Source organism: Maritalea sp. YIW29, assembly GCF_057219265.1.
Genome location: NZ_JBXVVF010000004.1, coordinates 40,109 through 58,256 on the forward strand (window position 1 = coordinate 40,109; position 18,148 = coordinate 58,256).

General features: G+C 48.5%; 13 protein-coding genes. 4 read left to right on the forward strand and 9 right to left on the reverse strand.

The genetic code is table 11. The features are described from left to right. Positions 1 to 60 precede the first annotated feature (60 nt). Entirely contained in the window at positions 61 to 627 is a 567-nt protein-coding gene (locus AC2D8L_RS16255) for a DUF4166 domain-containing protein (protein ID WP_484686594.1), read from the forward strand. Then, positions 614 to 1,720: a saccharopine dehydrogenase family protein gene (locus tag AC2D8L_RS16260; protein WP_484686555.1), complete on the forward strand. Its 1,107-nt coding sequence runs from the start codon at positions 614 to 616 to the stop codon at positions 1,718 to 1,720. Before AC2D8L_RS16255 ends, AC2D8L_RS16260 begins: the two co-directional genes overlap by 14 nt. Here AC2D8L_RS16260 and AC2D8L_RS16265 read toward each other — a convergent pair. The 9 genes from AC2D8L_RS16265 to AC2D8L_RS16305 form a co-directional block, all read right to left on the reverse strand. After that, complete coding sequence (locus AC2D8L_RS16265; RefSeq protein ID WP_484686556.1) at positions 1,704 to 2,153, reverse strand: thiol-disulfide oxidoreductase DCC family protein; 450 nt, start codon at positions 2,151 to 2,153, stop codon at positions 1,704 to 1,706. The two genes, AC2D8L_RS16260 and AC2D8L_RS16265, sit on opposite strands and share 17 nt — an antisense overlap. Beyond that, complete coding sequence (locus AC2D8L_RS16270) at positions 2,143 to 3,690, reverse strand: Fic family protein (protein ID WP_484686557.1); 1,548 nt, start codon at positions 3,688 to 3,690, stop codon at positions 2,143 to 2,145. The genes AC2D8L_RS16265 and AC2D8L_RS16270 overlap by 11 nt, the downstream gene beginning before the upstream one ends. 260 nt (positions 3,691 to 3,950) lie before the next feature. Continuing rightward, a complete protein-coding gene (locus AC2D8L_RS16275; protein ID WP_484686558.1) occupies positions 3,951 to 4,721 on the reverse strand; it encodes a hypothetical protein in 771 nt (256 codons plus the stop codon). Beyond that, positions 4,721 to 6,919 carry an AAA family ATPase gene (locus AC2D8L_RS16280; RefSeq protein WP_484686559.1) on the reverse strand — a complete coding sequence of 733 codons (2,199 nt, stop codon included), beginning with the start codon at positions 6,917 to 6,919 and terminating at the stop codon, positions 4,721 to 4,723. The genes AC2D8L_RS16275 and AC2D8L_RS16280 overlap by 1 nt, the downstream gene beginning before the upstream one ends. 48 nt (positions 6,920 to 6,967) lie before the next feature. Further along, on the reverse strand, positions 6,968 to 8,644 hold the full coding sequence (locus AC2D8L_RS16285; RefSeq protein WP_484686560.1) for a hypothetical protein: 1,677 nt from the start codon (positions 8,642 to 8,644) through the stop codon (positions 6,968 to 6,970). A 493-nt stretch (positions 8,645 to 9,137) separates the two neighbouring features. Continuing rightward, on the reverse strand, positions 9,138 to 10,016 hold the full coding sequence (locus AC2D8L_RS16290; RefSeq protein ID WP_484686561.1) for a helix-turn-helix domain-containing protein: 879 nt from the start codon (positions 10,014 to 10,016) through the stop codon (positions 9,138 to 9,140). Positions 10,017 to 10,367: 351 nt separating this feature from the next. Continuing rightward, positions 10,368 to 11,384 carry a plasmid partitioning protein RepB gene (repB, locus tag AC2D8L_RS16295; RefSeq protein WP_484686562.1) on the reverse strand — a complete coding sequence of 339 codons (1,017 nt, stop codon included), beginning with the start codon at positions 11,382 to 11,384 and terminating at the stop codon, positions 10,368 to 10,370. Then, positions 11,381 to 12,619: a plasmid partitioning protein RepA gene (repA, locus tag AC2D8L_RS16300; RefSeq protein WP_484686563.1), complete on the reverse strand. Its 1,239-nt coding sequence runs from the start codon at positions 12,617 to 12,619 to the stop codon at positions 11,381 to 11,383. The genes repB and repA overlap by 4 nt, the downstream gene beginning before the upstream one ends. Positions 12,620 to 13,166: 547 nt before the next feature. Beyond that, entirely contained in the window at positions 13,167 to 15,140 is a 1,974-nt protein-coding gene (locus tag AC2D8L_RS16305; protein ID WP_484686564.1) for a polysaccharide biosynthesis protein, read from the reverse strand. Between the two features lie 512 nt (positions 15,141 to 15,652). Between AC2D8L_RS16305 and AC2D8L_RS16310 the strand changes: the two genes are divergently transcribed. Beyond that, positions 15,653 to 16,867, forward strand: coding sequence for a sugar transferase (locus tag AC2D8L_RS16310; RefSeq protein WP_484686565.1), 1,215 nt, complete (start codon positions 15,653 to 15,655; stop codon positions 16,865 to 16,867). Between the two features lie 186 nt (positions 16,868 to 17,053). Then, positions 17,054 to 18,148 carry a glycosyltransferase gene (locus AC2D8L_RS16315; protein ID WP_484686566.1) on the forward strand — a complete coding sequence of 365 codons (1,095 nt, stop codon included), beginning with the start codon at positions 17,054 to 17,056 and terminating at the stop codon, positions 18,146 to 18,148.

Sequence of the window (18,148 nt, forward strand, 5' to 3'; positions counted from 1 at the left end):
ATATTGATGGAACATACTCATCCCATTTTCAAGCCAATATTTGGCGACCAATGGCCAGCAATGCCCCCTATATTTCACAAACATTATGCCAATAGAGCAAACCGAAATGACCTTGTCGAAGTGACGGGAACCATGTCGATCTGGCAAAGCGCATGGATCAAGCCAGCCTCATTTTTGTTCTTATGGACCAAAACATTATTTCCCGTTTCCGCTAACGACCTTCCAGCCAGTGTGAAATTTACGACAATGGTCAATAGCAACGAATTTTCATATGAACGCAGCCTGTCGCTCCCAGATGGCCGCACTCTAAGTTTCACTTCAAAATTGGAACCGCTTTGTGGCAATCAGGTTGTTGAATGGACAGGCATCGGCCTTGGTTGGCATTCGACCTTTTCATTTGAGGATGGACGGGTCCACCTAAAGCATCTTGGTTATAAGTTCCGCATCGGTAGTTTCCGAATTCCCATGCCGCTTACATGGCTGATTGGCCAACCGACAGCTTGGGAAGAAGCAATAAATGATGATGAGTTTGAGATGGAAATGCTCATCAATCATCCCCTGTTGGGCAAGATCTACTCATATTCTGGCCGGTTCAAAATAAAGGCAGTGTCTCTTGACCCACAATAAACCCGTGATGATCCTTGGTGGCTACGGCAATTTCGGAAAACGCATCGCGACGGCCCTCGCGCAAAAGAACATTAATGTCTTAATCGTCGGGCGAGATCCAGAAAAAGCGCGACAACTCGCTGCCCAAATTGGACCCAATGCGTCGGCTTTGAGCTTCAATGTGAATGAGCAATTGGATCAATATTTGGCCCAATATCGCCCCAGCGTAATCATCAACACCATTGGGCCGTTTCAACATAAATCTTATGATGTGGCGAAAGCCGCGATAAAGACTGGCATTCATTATATTGACCTCGCGGATGGGCGTGAATTTGTCGCCAATATCGGACAATTAGATGCGGCGGCGAAGGCGGCCAATATTGGCATCATCAGCGGTGCCAGCACGGTGCCTACCCTGTCAGATGCCTTGGTCACCCACTATCGAGACGAGTTTCACAATATTGAAAATCTGCAATATGGCATCTCCCCCGGTCAGGGCGCGGAACGAGGGTTGGCCACCACCAAAGCCATTTTGAGCTATGTGGGCAAACCGCTTGCCCCCTTCCCCAGCGTGGCGGCAAAAACCTATGGCTGGCAAAATCTTTATCGCCAACGTTATCCGGGGTTGGGCAAACGTTGGATGGCCAATTGTGAGGTGCCCGATCTCGATCTTTTGCCCGCACGACACCAAATCGACACCATCCAATTTTCCGCAGGCCTGGAACTCAGCATTATGCATCTTGGCCTATGGGCCCTTGGGTGGCTTGTTCGACTGGGGTTGCCGATAAAGCTAGAGCGTCACGCGGCGCTTTTGTTGAAGGCCAGTAATCTATTTAACCGTTTCGGCAGCTCGGATGGTGGCATGCATGTAACGTTGCGCGGCACCGCTGCCGCAAATCCTGATCAATCTCATATGCGCCAATGGTTTATCATCGCAAAAAATGGTGATGGTCCGCACATTCCCACAATCCCCGCGATCATATTGGCTGAAAAAATTGCCAAAGGCATGGAGGTTCCCGCCGGAGCTTATCCATGTGTGGGTATGGTGACGTTAGATGAATATTTAAATGAGCTTTCCCAATTGGATATAGAGGTGATCACTCATCACCAATAAGGCGCGCTTTTAGGCTTGGTTTTGCGATCTCACACATTCTTTGCCGGCCAAACCATTTCACCCTATTTTGAGCAACCCGAAGGTAAATCCATTGGCGAACAGAGCGCGGTAATATCCAAAATACTTCAAGGAGGCGTCCAATCCCGCCGCAGGTGCGCCCGGCCACAATCCATGCTTCAAACGAGGTCCAACATTTTCCATTCGCAATAAACAGCCATGATGACGGGTCAGAAACTGAATAGCCATAATGTGAAAGCAGCGCCGCACCCAATTTGGTTTCAGTCGGGCAAATGCGGATTTGGCGACGGTGATCAAACCTGTCGATCAACTGCGCGCCAAACGAGCATAATGCGCAATCCCCATCCATGACGGCAATCGGCATTGCATCGTCAAATGGAGGAACATCTGGATCTGAACGATAGCTATATTGCATCAAATATCTCACCATAAATATGCTCAAACGCCACCACTTCATCGTCTGTTAAGGCAGCGAATTCTTTTTGGCGGGCGCGGTTTGAAAATTTACCCTCGTTCTGTTTTAGAAAATTGAACAGCAAATCAATCATCGAGGCGGGCATTTCGGTGTGGGCCTCAATCCGCGATTTAAACCGATCAAATTTCATCAAAAATTGGGCTTCTTCGGGCAGGTCTATTTCAATTGTGCGCGCAACACATTCAAACAAAAACTCTGCATGGGGTGTTGCATCAAAATGGCGATAGAAATCTGCGGTTTCATTGGTCACTTCAACATTCATTGAAGGGGTTGTGCGCCAATCGATCAACGGCAAAATTCGCGCTGAATGGGTTTCGAGCACCTGGCGATAATCATCGATCCTGTCCAAAATCGCTGCCGAAACCGGAAACACCATACCCGGCGGATTAAACCCGCGCGCGCTTAGAATATGGTGGATCAAATAGCGATGTATCCGGCCATTCCCGTCTTCAAACGGATGGATATAGACAAAGCCAAATGCCAGCATGGCCGCTGCGATGATCGGATCAAGTTCTTGGGTAAACTCTTCAGCAAACTGAATAAGGCCCGCCACCAGATCCGATAGATCTTCGGGCTTGGCGCTGACGTGATCGGGCAACGGCAAGCGGGTATCCACTTCGTGCTCGCCGACAAAACCGCCCTCGTCGCGCCACCCCAATTGCACAAATCGCGTATCCTTGCCGATCACCAATCGTTGCAGGCGCAATAGCTCTTCTTTATCCAGCGGGTGCTTTCCCGCCTCCCCGATCGCTTTGCCCCAACGCTGAATGCGGTCATGGGGCGGCGCTTCGCCTTCAATCGCATAGCTAGATTTTGAATCCTTCAGCAGCAAAAATGCCGCTGTGCGCGACAGAACCGATTGGGAAATATTGCCAATGATCGCCCGGGCTTTCGCATCAAATTCTTGGCCCACAAATTGGCTGAGCTTTTCCGTGCGCCACACCATGGGGCAAAACTGGGGCGTGCCCGGCAAATTATTGTGCACCCGATGACGGGTGGATGTTGCGCCCGGCACCGCCCATTGCAATTTGTCGTCCACCACTCGTGCATAGCTGCCAGTTTTGGCATTGGGCAAATCAAGCTGCTTGTCCAGCAACCACTCATATAAAAACCAAATGCGCCGCATATAGGCGCTGTTGGGCTTTTGCGCGATCAATTCAGTTAGCTCGGCCGCTTCCAGTGTTTGAAAGAGCTTTTTCAATACGCCTAGGTGCAGCCCTTCATATTTCAGAGCGAAGGTTAAATGTGCTTCAAGAGTTGAGGCAGGCGCATGTCGCGGCGTATAAAGCCGCCAACCTTGCGCTTCAAATATCTTGTGCTTGGTGCCAATTGCACAAAGAACAGACGGCATGGGCACCGCCAAATCAAATGCATCAATCAGCGCCGCATAACCCACCGGCTGCGCAATTTCGGGCAACCTTAGCTCATGAAAAACACTTACTGGTCCTGAAAATTGATGATTTTTTGCATTATTCATGAATTTTAATGACTTTTGCCAGTTTCATTGATTTTTAGCAATGTATCATGAAAAACACTTACAAACTAGCTATTCTGTCGAGTTTCGCTGATAAGTCGGAATTTCTAGTATCAAAATTGGCGGAATTTCTCGAGTGGTAAACCATTTTTGCCACACAGTCATTTGAACCGGCCAAAGCGTCAGCATTCTCATATTTCCAAAGCTGCGCTTTCTCCGTGTGAGACAAGCTCTCGCACAATTCCTTCCTTCAACCACGCCGCTCACTCAGTCGTCACCGTTTCCCGCATCGCGTCCAATGCACTATCCGCATTTTCGCCGTTAATCGGTCGGCAGGTTGCTTCAATTAGGCTGGGGTAAAAGCCCAAATATTTCACCCGCACGCCATAGGCTTTGAAGCGGCAGGCATTTTCTTCGGACAAAAAGGCGCCGGCCAACTCGCCCGGATCATGGGGTTCTAGCCGGGTTAGGGTGCGCACAACATCGAGATAAAAACTATCGCGCATGCGAAATTCTATTGAATCGGATTGCCCTTCGCACGGATATTTTCGACAGGCAAAAACGCTCAATACGCCGGGTTCGCCCTCCACCCAATCGGGCTTGCCGAACACCAACACATCTTCATAGGCAAAGGCGTTGATCACCACGCCATCATAGACCAGCCGGAAAGTGTTTGGGACAACGGAAAAGACTAGGAAATATAACCCAATAAGCGAGCCGACGCTCAGGCCCACAAGGGCAAGCGCCTGTCGGCCAAGGTTGGATGTGCCATCTTTTTTCAGCGTTAACTTGCCAAAGGCCCATGCATATTTTGGCCCTAAAAACCCAACCATTGGGCGAAAAAACCGCAAAATCGGCAAGTCGGTAAGGCTTTTGAACTTGGCTACCAAATCAGCAAAAAGGCTCGCATTTGGCTTTTGGGCGCCCTCCCCTTTTTTGTCATTGGTACCGCGCGCCGCATCTAAATGCGCTTGGGCCCGTTTGGCCCGCTCCCGCAAATCGCTAGTGGAAGAGCCCTTTTCCTTTTCACCCATTATGCGGCTTCTCGCGCGTTCATCTGGATGTCGACGTCGCCATCCCCTGCCCGATAGGTGATTTCTAATGTGCCGCTAGCCTCCGGGGTTTCCAAAATGGTTTTGGCAACAATGGGGTAAATCCGCGACACGAAATATCCCGGAATGCCGCGGGCACCGCGGGCGGGCTCATATTTATCTTTGCAAAGGTCGGCCACCGCTTGGTCATCCATCACCACATCAAGATTGGCATTTTGTGTGGCAATCCGCTGGTTGATCTTTTCCAACTCTCGCTTAGCGATCATTTCAATTACCGGCAGTTCAAGTCGGTTGAAACAGACGATATTTTCGCGCCCATTGAAGCGGTTCAAAAATTCAGGCCGATAGACATTGTCTAGTTCATGCATGGTTTCGGTCACGGCTTCGTCAAAATTCAGGCTTTTGTCCAAAAAGTGGGGCTGACCAATATTGGTCGTCATCAAAATAATCGCCTCACTAAAGGAAACCGTAAGCCCGCGATTGTCGGTGAGCCGCCCATCGTCAAGCACTTGCAGCAACACGTTAAATACATCCGGATGGGCTTTTTCAATCTCATCAAATAACACGATTACATGGGGGTTGGCCCGCATGGAATTGGTCAAAATGCCCCCCGCTTCATATCCCTCATAACCTGGGGGCGCACCGATCAGTTTCGCCACCGCGTGCTTTTCCATATATTCAGACATGTCAAAGCGCAAAAGCGCCCGCTCATCATCCATCAGCGATGCGGTGAGGGCCTTGGCCATTTCGGTTTTGCCCACCCCAGATGGCCCAGGATAAAGGAATGCGGCTTGGGGTTTATTGGGCTCTTTTAGCCCGGCTTTGGCCACCCGAATGGCCCCCGCCAATTTGGAAACCGCATGTTCTTGCCCATATACCCGGCCAGATAGGCTTTTTTCGAGGTTGAGCAATTTAAGCCGCTCATCTTGATTGAGCTTTTCCGCCGCAATACCGGAAATCGCGCTGAACTCTGCGGTCACATTGGGTAAATCAAGCAGCAATTCGGCGTTAATTTTGGCGGCCAAATCCTCATATTTGGCCAAATTTTCGGCCACCGCTTTTTCCGCATCAGATATCCGCTGGCGAATATCGCTAATGACGCGATTTTCAAACCCACTGCCCTGCAACTGAGCCGAAAAGCTCATTTTCGTCGGCGCTTCGCCGGGGTTATGTTCCAGCTCTTCTTCGCGCTGTGCGGCATTTTCAAGTTCGGTTTCTAAATCTTGCTCCAACGAGCGGATCAGCTCTTCACCATCCCGCTGGTTTTTATAAAAAATCCGCAACCGCTCTTTGTTTTCAAGCCATTCGCTCTCCGCTGCCGCCAGCTCAGTTTGCAAAGCATCTTGCTGACTTTGGCCTTCGCCGCACTTTTGCAAATGCGCCAAATTCTGTTTCATGGCAGTGATGGTAGGCGGTTCTGCATGGGCTCGCTGCCGATAGGTCGTCAGCGCCCGGTCCAACAGGTTCAAACTGCGCTCCGGCTGCGCGCGCGAAAGGCTCATATCGCTCACACGATATTTGCTGGTCAAGTCAATCGCCGCGTCCACCGCATCCTGAGAAATATTGATGCGATGATGGCTGGATAGGGTGCGCGACGCATCACTTACAATTTCATGCAATGCCGTTTCATTTGGCTCTAGCAAATCAATCATTGTGAAAATTTCATGCATGTCAGAATGGCATTTTAAAACCGTTGGCAAGTCCTGATCGCGGGTTTCAAATATCGCTTGAAACCGCCCAGCTTTTAAATCCCGCATCAATGCATTGATGAAATTAGTGCAACCATTATTGCGTGCCGCTTCAATGAAATCTCTTGTGTCCTCGATGATTAAAACACTGTCCTTTGAACGGCGCAAAATTCGGACAAGCTTTTGAAATCCCTCATTAATGACCGCATGATCACCCGACGAGAACAATCCGTCACTATCCAGCCAATAAATGCGTTTATTGATAATATCGAACGGCACATCCGGGTCCGCTTTGCGGGCCTGCAACCCCAAGCAAAGTGCCGAACAGCCGACACCCCCAGCCCCAACCAACAGCACATTATGCGCGCTTTTGCGCATCAATATGCCAGAAAGCTTTCGCAACTCATCGGTACGGCCAACCAGTCGAAACCCCTCATCACGGGCCAATTGGTCTTCACCTCGGATGAGAAAATTCTTAGAATTAAACGGCATGGATATCTCCCAAAAAAAAGCTGTGATTAGATCGCTTTTCGCGCCTTATTACCCAATATCAAATGGGTTCGGCGCTGCCGTTTTCTCTTCTTTTTCGCTAGATTTCTCACTCTCACCAGCGGCTACATCTGCCGCCACGCCGGTTGATTTTTTGATGTCCTCCTGCACGCTATTGGCGGTGTTTTCCAACTCGCCCAACAAGCGTTTTGTTTCGCTCAAACCTTCGCGTGTAATGTCCGTGGCGGTGTTGATCACATCGCCATATTGCTCAAGATCAGCAAGGGCTTTGGTCAATTCTGAATTGACCTCTTTGGCGCCCATGGCCACGCGAATAACTTCCTTTTGGCCCAAGCTGCGGGTGGTTTCGTTCATCCGTTCAAGCGACATCCGCGCCATTTCAGAACTTTCACCCAATGCTGCAGACGAAACGGCTTGCAACACGGTGCTCAACTGGTCCGCAACCCCGGCAACACCTGATGTGTGTAGGGCACGGGTTTTGCTCACTTGCTGCTCATTGCCATCTTTCATCGATTTGATCCGGTGGCCGGCACTGGTCAATTCGGCAAAAACTTGAGTCGTATCTACATTGGATTGACCAAGAGCCGAAATATGATTTTCCAGATCGCGCAATTGGCGTTCGCGTTCCATCTTTTGGATGTCGCCTTCGCCTTCCGCGTCGGTGGATAGCTCGTCGCGTTTCGATTGGTTGGATTGGCCCGCTTCTTCTGTTGCGTCGTTCAAAATCGCGTAAATTTCACGCATCGTATAGTTCGCGTCGCCCAACCGGTCGATTTGGTTATTCATCCCATTGAAATGGGTCAAAACACTGGCCACACGGGTTTCCGTCGTGTCGATAAAGCCGCTCGCTGCCGCGATTAGACCCTCTTGGCGCGATTTATGCTCTTCAGACGAAATATCAAGCAGTTCACGCAACCGGGCTTTTTCGTCGGCATATTCAGCGAACTCGCTATCACGTGTTGTTTCAATAGAAAGTTCTTCAATTTCGCGGTTCAGATTTTGCATCCGAATGTCAAAATCATCCAAATTCATATTGTTTTCAGCGATTTGGCGCTTTGCACTTTCTTTAATGCCACCAAAGCCAAAGAACGACTTTTCATCGCGCAACATGTCGTTGGAAATTTTTGTTTCCTTGATAAGATTTTCAAGTTCGAACAGCTCGTTTTCCAACTCGCGCAGTTTTATCAATCGCTCTTCTTCAGCTTCTTTGTCTTTCGCAATTTCATTGAAAATATCAAACGTCACGCCATTCATGCGCAACGTATAAACCGCATCCACAATATTGGTCAGCGGTGAAATGCGATTTTCAAAGTCTATCAATGCCGTGTTGATGTCCTCATAAACATCCTTCAACTCAGAAAACGCTTCGGTGTCGGTCAGGGAAATGATCTCCCGCGCCATGCGTTTGCGCTCATGCTGAAGATATTCCTTCATCTTATTGAACTCTTCGAGCGCATGTTTGGCTTCTTCTTTGTTCTTGGCAAAGGAAAGCTCTTTAGCCACCGCTTTTTGTTTTTCAACAGCACTAAGTTCATTGTTCAAAAGGATTTTGAAGAAGCTATTCGCCCCAATATTGGCAAATTCCCCTGCGTCGGTGGCTTCGGCCTGACTTTTCTTGCTGGCTTTGTTGGTGCTTTGTGTTTTTGAGGCTGAAATGAACTCATCAACCGATTGTACTTTTTTCTTTTTGCCAGCTGTTTCAGCCATTTACGCTCTCCAAATATGAATTTAAAACAAAGTTAGCCCAACCAAAATCAATAATTTGACGAAAAACTTTTTGATGTTGCAGGGACTTCAGCACCGATTTTTGGCCGCAAAAATTGCCTTAAATAATTGTTAATCAAACTAGAACGTATAGTTACAAACCTGAGAACGGTTCGTCAATGTCGCATGGAATTTGAATTCTTCCTAAAATCTATTCCTTTGGAGAGACGGGAAGTCTGACATTCCTCCGGAGCCGACACGTTTAGAACACCGGCGCGCGCAGCGGAAAGCATCCCGATACGGGATCGGAGCGGCGCGGAGAAGGGCGTAGCCCTTGCTGGAGCGAGCACGTCGGTATTATTTTGGTGTTGAGCAGCGGAAGAAGTGAACCGCTCTGATTTTGAGCGAGTTCACTGTTCACTTGGGGTGCCTAAGTGAAGGATTAAATTTTTTAGCGGTTTAAAGAGTAATTTTTAGTCCTTTTGGACTAGAAATTCTAATCAAAGGGGTCACCCATTTGGGTGTCGTTATTATTCTTATGTAAGATTTGCTTTTTAGGGGACATTTGTGTCCTATCTGAATTTACAAGAGAAACTTCGGTCTCAGAAGCCCCCCAATTAAACACCTGCCCCATTAAGTCCGCCGTACGTCGCAGATCTTCATAGAATGGCTTTGTCGCTTCCCCTACCCGCAAAACAAGCCCCACATAAAGTCCGCGCCCATTGCGCTTGGTATGGGCCACCAGATAGCCAAATTGCACCAGGTCAGCGATATAGCGCTGAATGGTGCGGGTTGAGCGGTTCATAATGTTGGCCAATGTGCCTTTTGTGCTCTCGGTGATCCCTTCCCGCCCACAGCGCGCATGAATGATTTGCAATAGAGCTTTGGCATTTGGGGTCAAACGCTCGTCCCTAGCGGCCGTGGTGGCCATGTTGGGGGCATATTGGTCTGAAGGGATCGGCGCTTGGCGTCCCCATCGCACAGGTGGTCTCTTAGACAACTCAAATGCTTTATGCGCCGCCGCAGAATTCATCAGCGCCCCGCCCGCACTATTTTCCCCATTTGCATCACCCCGCCCTGCCCGTTCGGCGCGGATTTCACGCATAATCGCGTCAGCTTCTGCTTCTTCGGGGGTAATATAGCCCTTGCGGACATATTCGCGATAAGCGTTTGAGCCAAAGCGCGGCTTCTTAAACCCTTGCTTGGCCAAAATCGATTGGCTAAAGCGCGCCCGAATACGGCGCTGCGCTTCTTCATGGGAAGTTTCAAGCGCGCGCAACATATCGTCGCCGATCAAGCCCATATCCCAAACCGCAACATCTAAACCCTGATAATTGGGCGCAATTGATGTGTTATGCTGATGTGATGACCCCATTGGTCCCTCTCCTTCATCAAGTGAAGAGGCCGCATCACAACGTGCACCAGGCAATAAAATCCCATCGCGTGAAATGCCGTGGTGCATCATGTTCAAAAAATGAACATAGATACCCACACGCAAAAATCGCGTTTTTGACTTGCCAATAATGTTGGGGAACTGATAAGACTAAACCTAGTTCAACAGGGTAACAGGAATTGCCGTTCCTTTGTCTTGATCAATCCCCCCGCTGGTTGCCGCCTCGGGGGGTTTTGTTTTTCTTCGCCGTGTTGCTCCTTACGACATCAAAACCATTGCAATTAAATGCATGTCACCATGCACGCTCACTTCACACCTTGTCAGCTGACAAGGTTATTCCTCGTGTTGCCCTTTAATGCTCTGGGCAAATCGCTTTTCAAGTTCAGGCAGCTCGCGCTGCATAAAGGCCTTAAAAGCCTGGGCATGTTGTTTTGCCACTTTGATGCGCATGTCTGATTTGCCAAAACGCACCTCGCCCACCTTCGCAAATATATTGCCCTGCTGCTTAGCCGACCGGATCGGTTCTTCCGCCTGCCCGGTCAGTGCCATCAAACAGGCAACAAACCGCTCATCCGAAGAAAGCGCCTTCACCTTGTCAGCTGACAAGGTTTTTTCAACAAGGCTCAATTGCCCATCATTATCGATCAGCGCCACCAGTTCCAACCATCTTGGTCGCCCAATGTTGGGCGCCCGGCCAATCGCTTCAATAATTGGCTTTGGCACAATGCGGGTCACTGCGCGGAACTTTGACATTTGCGCATCATCAACCCCAAGCGCCGCTTTAATGTCTTTGGGCTTAATGCCGGCTTGTTCCATTTCCGCACAAAAAAGCGCGCGCTCAATCCAGGACAGGTCCTGGCGTTCGGCATTTTCCATGCCCTGCGCCACCACCAAATCCCGGTCCGAAAATTCACCAACCCGCGCTTCAACTTTTTGGCCAAGCTCTGCTAAAGCCCGCCAGCGTCGATGGCCAAATACAATTTGATATCGATGTTCATTATTCGGGTCACGGCGCACAGAAATTGGCGTGCGTTGTCCTTCTTGAGCAAGCGCATTTTTAAAGCGCTCAAACTCTTTTGTGTCATCATCTGGCAATCGATCGCGAAAAGGCGAGGGGTCCACATCACCGGTTTCAAGGGTAATAATTTGCCCGCCCTGCTCGGCTTCAGCCAACAATCGATCGCGTTCTTCGCGAATTTCAGTTAGCGATCTTTGGGTCGCCCCAATCACACCGGCCGCCACCCGACTGGGGGCTGCACTCGGTGTTGAAGGCCGATCGTCTTTTGATGATGCATTATCAGGCTGAGTCAGGTTGCCAAAGGCTGAAGCGATTGATTTCTTCTTGCTCATAACCGACCCCAACTTTTATGCACCCCATCCAAAATCGAACGATTCACATCATCCATGGCCTCGCGCGCACGCTTCAACGTGTTGCGGGGGATTTCCCCCGGCTCAACTTCATAAATGGATCGCTTGCCCAACCCCGCCAATTCAACCGCCGTACTTTGCAAGGCGGTGGGCATCAACACATCTTCAGCGAATAGGTGCCGCAATAGGGCAACAATTTGGGTTTGCGCTTGATCGTTTGGGTCATGCCGGGTGATCAAATAATTGATGAAATCATTGCGCATGGTCGCCCCCGCGTCCCGGATCACCTGGGCCAAATCGCCAAGCATCAGCAAAAATTGGCTCATGGACGCCACATCAAGCATTGCCGGATGAATGGTGATCACCATGGAAGTCGCTGAATAAAGCGCGCCGAGCGTCAAATAGCCAAGGGAAGGGGGGGTGTCGAGCAGCACTATGTCATAATCATCGGCCACTTCATCAATGGAAAGTTTTAGCCGTTCAAAGAATATGCCGCCCTCAACCTTTTGGTTGGTGCCCAAAACCCGCGGGGTTTCATATTCAAACTCCATCACCTCAATATTGCCCGGCACCAAATCAAGCCCATCAAAATAGGTCTTGCGGATCACATCTCGCAATGGCCGTCTTTGATCGTCATAGCGTAGGGCTGCATAAATGGTTTCGTTTTGGCCTACATCCATTTCAGGTTGAAAACCAAACATAGCTGAAAGCGAAGCTTGCGGATCCAAATCGATCGCCAACACGCGATAGCCTTGCAACGCTAGATAGTGAGCAAGATGCACCGTGGTCGTGGTCTTTGCACTGCCGCCCTTAAAATTGGTGGCCGCCAACACTTGCAAATGTTCGCCCGGCCCGCGCTTGGGCAATATGGACAGGTCACCATCTGGTTTCTGCGCGGCGAAATACTGGCGCAATTCATTGATCTGCGCCAAGGTGTAAGCCCGGTGATTATTTTCCAGCCGGGCAGGGGAAGGGCCTTTGCCATCAATCGAGAGAGTGCGCAATGTCGATTCTGGAATAGAGGTGAGTTTGCTCACCTCATTGGTCATGAAATAGCGCAAAGATTTTTCCGCTTCGGGCGGATACATGCGCTCGCGCAAAATTTGCAATTGGCCGGACAATAGGCCAGCATGATCAACAATTTTGTCGACGGCATCAATCGCATCCAGTCTTTCAGACGCCTTGTGTCCCTCACCATGTTCAGCGGATGTCGTCATTTTCCCTCTCTGACGGCAAAATTGTTATTTGATGCACTTTGCCCGTCAACTATTTGCATAGTTGCGCCGAGTCGTAAAGGAAAACAAGGTTACCAACATCTTAACGCGATGTCGGCCCCTCGACATCAAATCCGTCCCACTCAAATAGAGCATACGCTTCAATATTTTAGCGGGGATAATCCAATTGCAGGCAGAACTTGTTTGGGCTGTCAGCCGTCCAATCCGCGGGCATAATTTCAGGCCGCTAACCGACGAGTGGAAGAATCGCAGAGGCATAATCTTTGCATAGCATATGTGCTGAGCAGATAAATGGAAGCAAGTGAGGGGGGGAATTGTCATCAATTGCGGATCATCAATCGCCGAGAAGTGCGCAATAGAGATGAAACATCTATGCCACCAATTGCTACACAAGTCCCATCGTATGATCAGCCGCCGCGAAGGCGCAGACATCTATGAAACAAATTAGTGGAACATGCCGGGCCAAACCCGGCACAAAGTGGAATGTTTCCGGCCAAAATCAACCGAAAATCTCACAAAAGAGCAGGGGCTAGTGTTCTGTAATTTTCTTTGACGCCTTGATGTGGGGCGTTAAATCAACAATTCGCTTATCCCCGTCCTGACCCTCTCGAGCCATCCAAACAAGGTCCGAAACTTCGTCAACTGGGTGAAATTCAATAGGGGCATCCTGCAAGATTTGCCGAATGGCTTGCGCATCATATTCCACACAGGTCCTGAGCAAATCATCAAGCATCTGCTCAAGTTCTTGTTGTTCCATGGCAATTTCACTGGCCGTCAAAATACGCGGATGACTAGTCCCGGCGGGCGAATTACCAATCAGCAATTCCTCATAAAGCTTCTCGCCTTTTCTCAGGCCCGAAAATGTAATGGGGATATCCCCGCTTGCCGGCCCTAAATGCGGATCTTCGGGGAAATAAGGCTGCAGTCCATGCAGTTTGATCATGCGCTGTGCCAAATCAACAATTTTCACTGGCTCACCCATATCCAGCACAAATACATCCCCGCCCTGCGCCATGGCGCCAGCCTGAATAACCAGTTGTGCGGCCTCAGGTATCGTCATGAAAAATCTATTGATTTCAGGGTGAGTGACCGTCACCGGCCCGCCTTTTTCAATCTGTTCTCGGAACCGAGGTATTACCGATCCCGACGATCCCAAAACGTTGCCAAACCGCACCATTGAAAACCGCGTTTGGTTCTGCGATCTCGCCGCCGCCTGACAAATCAACTCTGCCACGCGCTTTGATGCGCCCATGAAATTAGTCGGTCGCACGGCCTTATCTGTTGAAATCAATATGAAATTCTCAACGCCAGCCGCAATCGCCGCGTCAACAATCGTCCTGGTGCCAAATACATTATTTCGCATCCCCTCGATGACATTCTGCTCAACTAACGGTACGTGTTTATAGGCCGCGGCATGATAAATTGTTTGCACTTTCAATTGCTTAAGCACTGCTTCAACGCGGCGCGGGTTTTGCACAGAGCCAATGACAGGCACTATTTCAACGTCAATATTATTCGTCGTTGCCAAAGACTTTAGTTCGTCTTCAATTTGGTAGAGCGCGAATTCAGATACATCAAAAAGGACAAGCGTTACAGGAATTTGTCGCAAAATCTGTCGGCAAAGCTCGCTACCAATCGACCCGCCAGCACCCGAAACCATCACCCTTTTCCCAGCCGCATCTTGGTTTAACAGGTCTTTTTTCGGCGGCACTGGATCTCGCCCCAAAAGGTCTTCAACAGACACCACCTGCAAATCGCTTACACTGGCTTTTCCAGACACCAAATCCGCCATTCCCGGAATCGTGCGCACTTCAACATTCAAGCTCTCCAGCTTATCGACAATCTGCCGCTTCGCCGCCCGGTTTGCGCTAGGAACGGCCAATAAAACAGTTTTCACACCATGCTGTTTGACAATCGTCGCAAGCTGGACCGGATTATGAACAGCAACGCCGCTAAGTTCTTGACCTTGTATATCAATTCCGTCATCCACGAAACCGACAACCGCGTAATCTGGTCCGTTAGAAAGCGCTGTCAGCAATTGGTGCCCAGACTCTCCAGCACCGTAGATAATTACATTTTCCTTATTCCCAATTTTCTGCCTTTCCACAAGCGCCCGCAATGCAAAACGGACACCGCCAACGCTGACAAATGCCAGAAGTGCATAAATAGCAGGAACCGAGCGCGGAATGGGCAGCCCAAATACCTGGCTAACTGCGAAAAGGATAAGGGCGGAGAAGACGACCCCAGTAGCAATGGTTTCGACTACTTTCGTTGACATGTATCGAATGACAGCTCGATAGAATCCCAGGCGGATGAAGATAAATAGGGATCCAGGAACCATCGCCATAAATGCCACCCAAACCGAAAAAACAGCCAAAGAGCCAAATCCATCCAAGCGTAATGCCATAGCCAGTGCAAAGCTCAAGGCAAGCAACACACAATCAATAGCCAACTGAATTGCACGTTTTTTTGGGCGATCTAGACCCAAAAGTCTATTCAACATCGAATTCATATCTCTTGTGGTTTCCATTTTCAGCGTATAAGCGGATTCATTCCTAAACAACCGGAACACGGTGTCAAATGGGCCCAAGTTTGGCAACATTTAATTGAGATTACGATATTCGAACAGATCTCCTCATTTCCAATCATCGGACAATACTTTCTTCCGACAGACTAGAACAAAAGGTGTTTCAACCGATAAGTTATTAACCAAGGAAATAAGTACCTGCACCGACAACAAATCGAACGAGCATGGCCATCCTATGATTGAGGGTGTTACTACGTGAGCGGCTTCATACAGAAACTTCCCGTTTAGCTGGAACCATGATTGCGTGTTTCGGAATTAGCTACGATGACAGCGGTTTGCCAAGTCGCTCGTCCCGAAAAACCATCAAAGACGCATTGGGATTGGCAGGGCCCCGCCGACCATTAGGTGAAGACGAAAACATCGAATTCATAGAACAATAAGATATCCGATGGAAATCGCACAAGAAGCGCATTGCCTGGTTGAATGCAATGGACTATTGGTACGAAATCCTTGGTCCAACTTGGATTGAAAGGCACCAGATGGCAGTGTTGGCAAAACCAATTGATTTCCCCAAATATAGAAAACGAGTGTTGCTTGTTGACAATGGCAGCAAATTAGATAGCGCCTTGATTTCATTGCTTGAAAAAGATTTTGAACTTTCTATTCATAAAGGATTTGATTCAATAGTTGATAAATCGAATTACTTTGACGCAATGGTTTACGTTGCTCAGCCAACACCGAGCGAAGCAAATACATCCGTTTGTCATAATTCAGGTTTTTGCGCTGCCCCCAATGAGACAAATATCCCCAAGTTGATAAAAATCTCCTTCATTGCAGATCTGAAACTGCAAGCTACCGAGATACACTCGGGTACATGTGTCAAATCACCTGACACATTCGCCCAATTCCCACAAGCCAATGTTTTTAACTTGTACATTTCCGCGCTCTGCAGTTCAAACGGTGAAGTCAATGAAAACTCTAATCCAAACCCGCTTGCAAAATCTACTTATGGAATAGGACAACAAATTATTCATGCATTTTGGCCAACGACCAACCTTGTACGTCTGTCATCTTCAATCAAGTCTATTGTCAATGACGGAACAGTGAACCACGCTATCCAGACGAAAGGTCAACGTCAAAATCGAGTCTATGGAGTTTTCAACAGGGCACTAGGCCTTGGATTTTCACTCACAATTATCCTTGGATTTTGGTGGTTATTGCTGATCATTTGGATAGTCATCAAACTCGACTCCTCAGGAGCCGGCCTTTTTAGACAAAAACGTGTCGGAAAAAATGGAAAGATATTCCATTGCTTGAAATTTCGAACTATGACTACCGGCACGCCTCAATTAGGAACGCACGAGATTGGTGAAAGCTCAATCACACGCGTTGGTAGATTTCTCAGATTCACAAAAATTGATGAACTTCCACAGGCCTGGAATATCCTAAAAGGGGAAATGGCACTTGTTGGCCCACGCCCGTGTTTGCCCAATCAATTGGAACTGATAGAAAGGCGAACGAAACGTGGAATTTACGATGTGCTGCCCGGAATAACAGGGCTTTCACAGGTAAACGGAATCGATATGAGTGAACCAATATTGATCTCTAGATGTGATGAAAACTATATTCGATTGCAATGTATATCATTAGACCTTCAAATCTTGTTCAGAACACTCTTCAAGAGAAGAGACGCAACGACATAATAGTTCACCATTTCTTATGTCCCATTTATTAGGTGTGAAAATATGAGGCCTTCCTAATTCACATCAATGAAGAAGACAAACATGGTTAGGTTGTCAAATCCACGGCGTAGAACTGGAACAATTTTGAGAAAACTAGCGATAAGTCGCTTGAAAAACGCTTTTCCATAGGTACTTGAAGGACACAACTTGAAAATACTTCACGTCTACAAGAGTTATTTGCCGGACAACTTTACAGGAATTCCAAGAGTTATTTGGCAGATATCGGAAGGAACAAAATGCAGTGGAATTGAAAGCCATGTTTTGTCTCTGGGTGAGAAATCTACAATCGAGCCTTTCAAAATTGCGCACCATTATTCCCATCAAGCAAAGCGTGATGCACAAATTTCTTCAAACGATTTGTCAATATCAATTTTTTCGAAGTTTCGAGCTCTCGTGCAAGATACAGATGTTGTGCATTTTCACTTTCCCTGGCCATCTGCCGATTTGCTGCAACTGACATCTCCTGTTAAAAAACCGACAATTGTGACATATCACTCCGATATTGTTAAACAAAAAGTGCTGCGTTTGTTTTACCGCCCAATCATGACGCGATTTCTCCAAAGCGTGGACCACATAGTCGCAACTTCACCTAACTATTTGAAAAGCAGTCCCGTTTTGCCCCGCTATGAAGAGAAAACCTCGATCATCCCACTTGGAATTGGGCCTCGGGTCGAACCATCTAACGAACTAATTGACAAATGGAGGCAACGCGTTGGCTCTGATTTTTTTCTTTTTGTGGGAGCGTTTCGTTACTACAAAGGCCTTCCAGTTCTCCTTGCGGCGGCTAGACAAAATGGCCTGCCAGTTGTAGTTGCTGGCGCGGGCGACGATCGCCAAAAACTAGAAGATCATAAATCTGACAATGTCACACTTGTCGGGGAGATATCTGATCCCGACAAAGAAGCGCTACATTCGCTCAGCAGAGCATTTGTATTCCCATCCAATTTTCGATCCGAAGCCTTCGGTCTCTCGCTATTGGAAGGGGCTCGCGCGGGCAAGCCTATGATTTCTTGCGAGATAGGCACTGGCACGAGTTATGTAAATGTTGACGGCGAAACGGGCATTGTTATCCCGCCTAACAATGCGAGTGCCTTGGCAGAGGCCATGCTGGATCTTTGGGAAAATGAGGCTCTTTCAGCAAAACTAGGCGCGGGGGCTAAAAAAAGATTCGATGCATTCTTCACAGCTGACAAAATGAATAGGGCGTACATTAAGCTATATCAAGAAGTGCTTCAGGTTTGA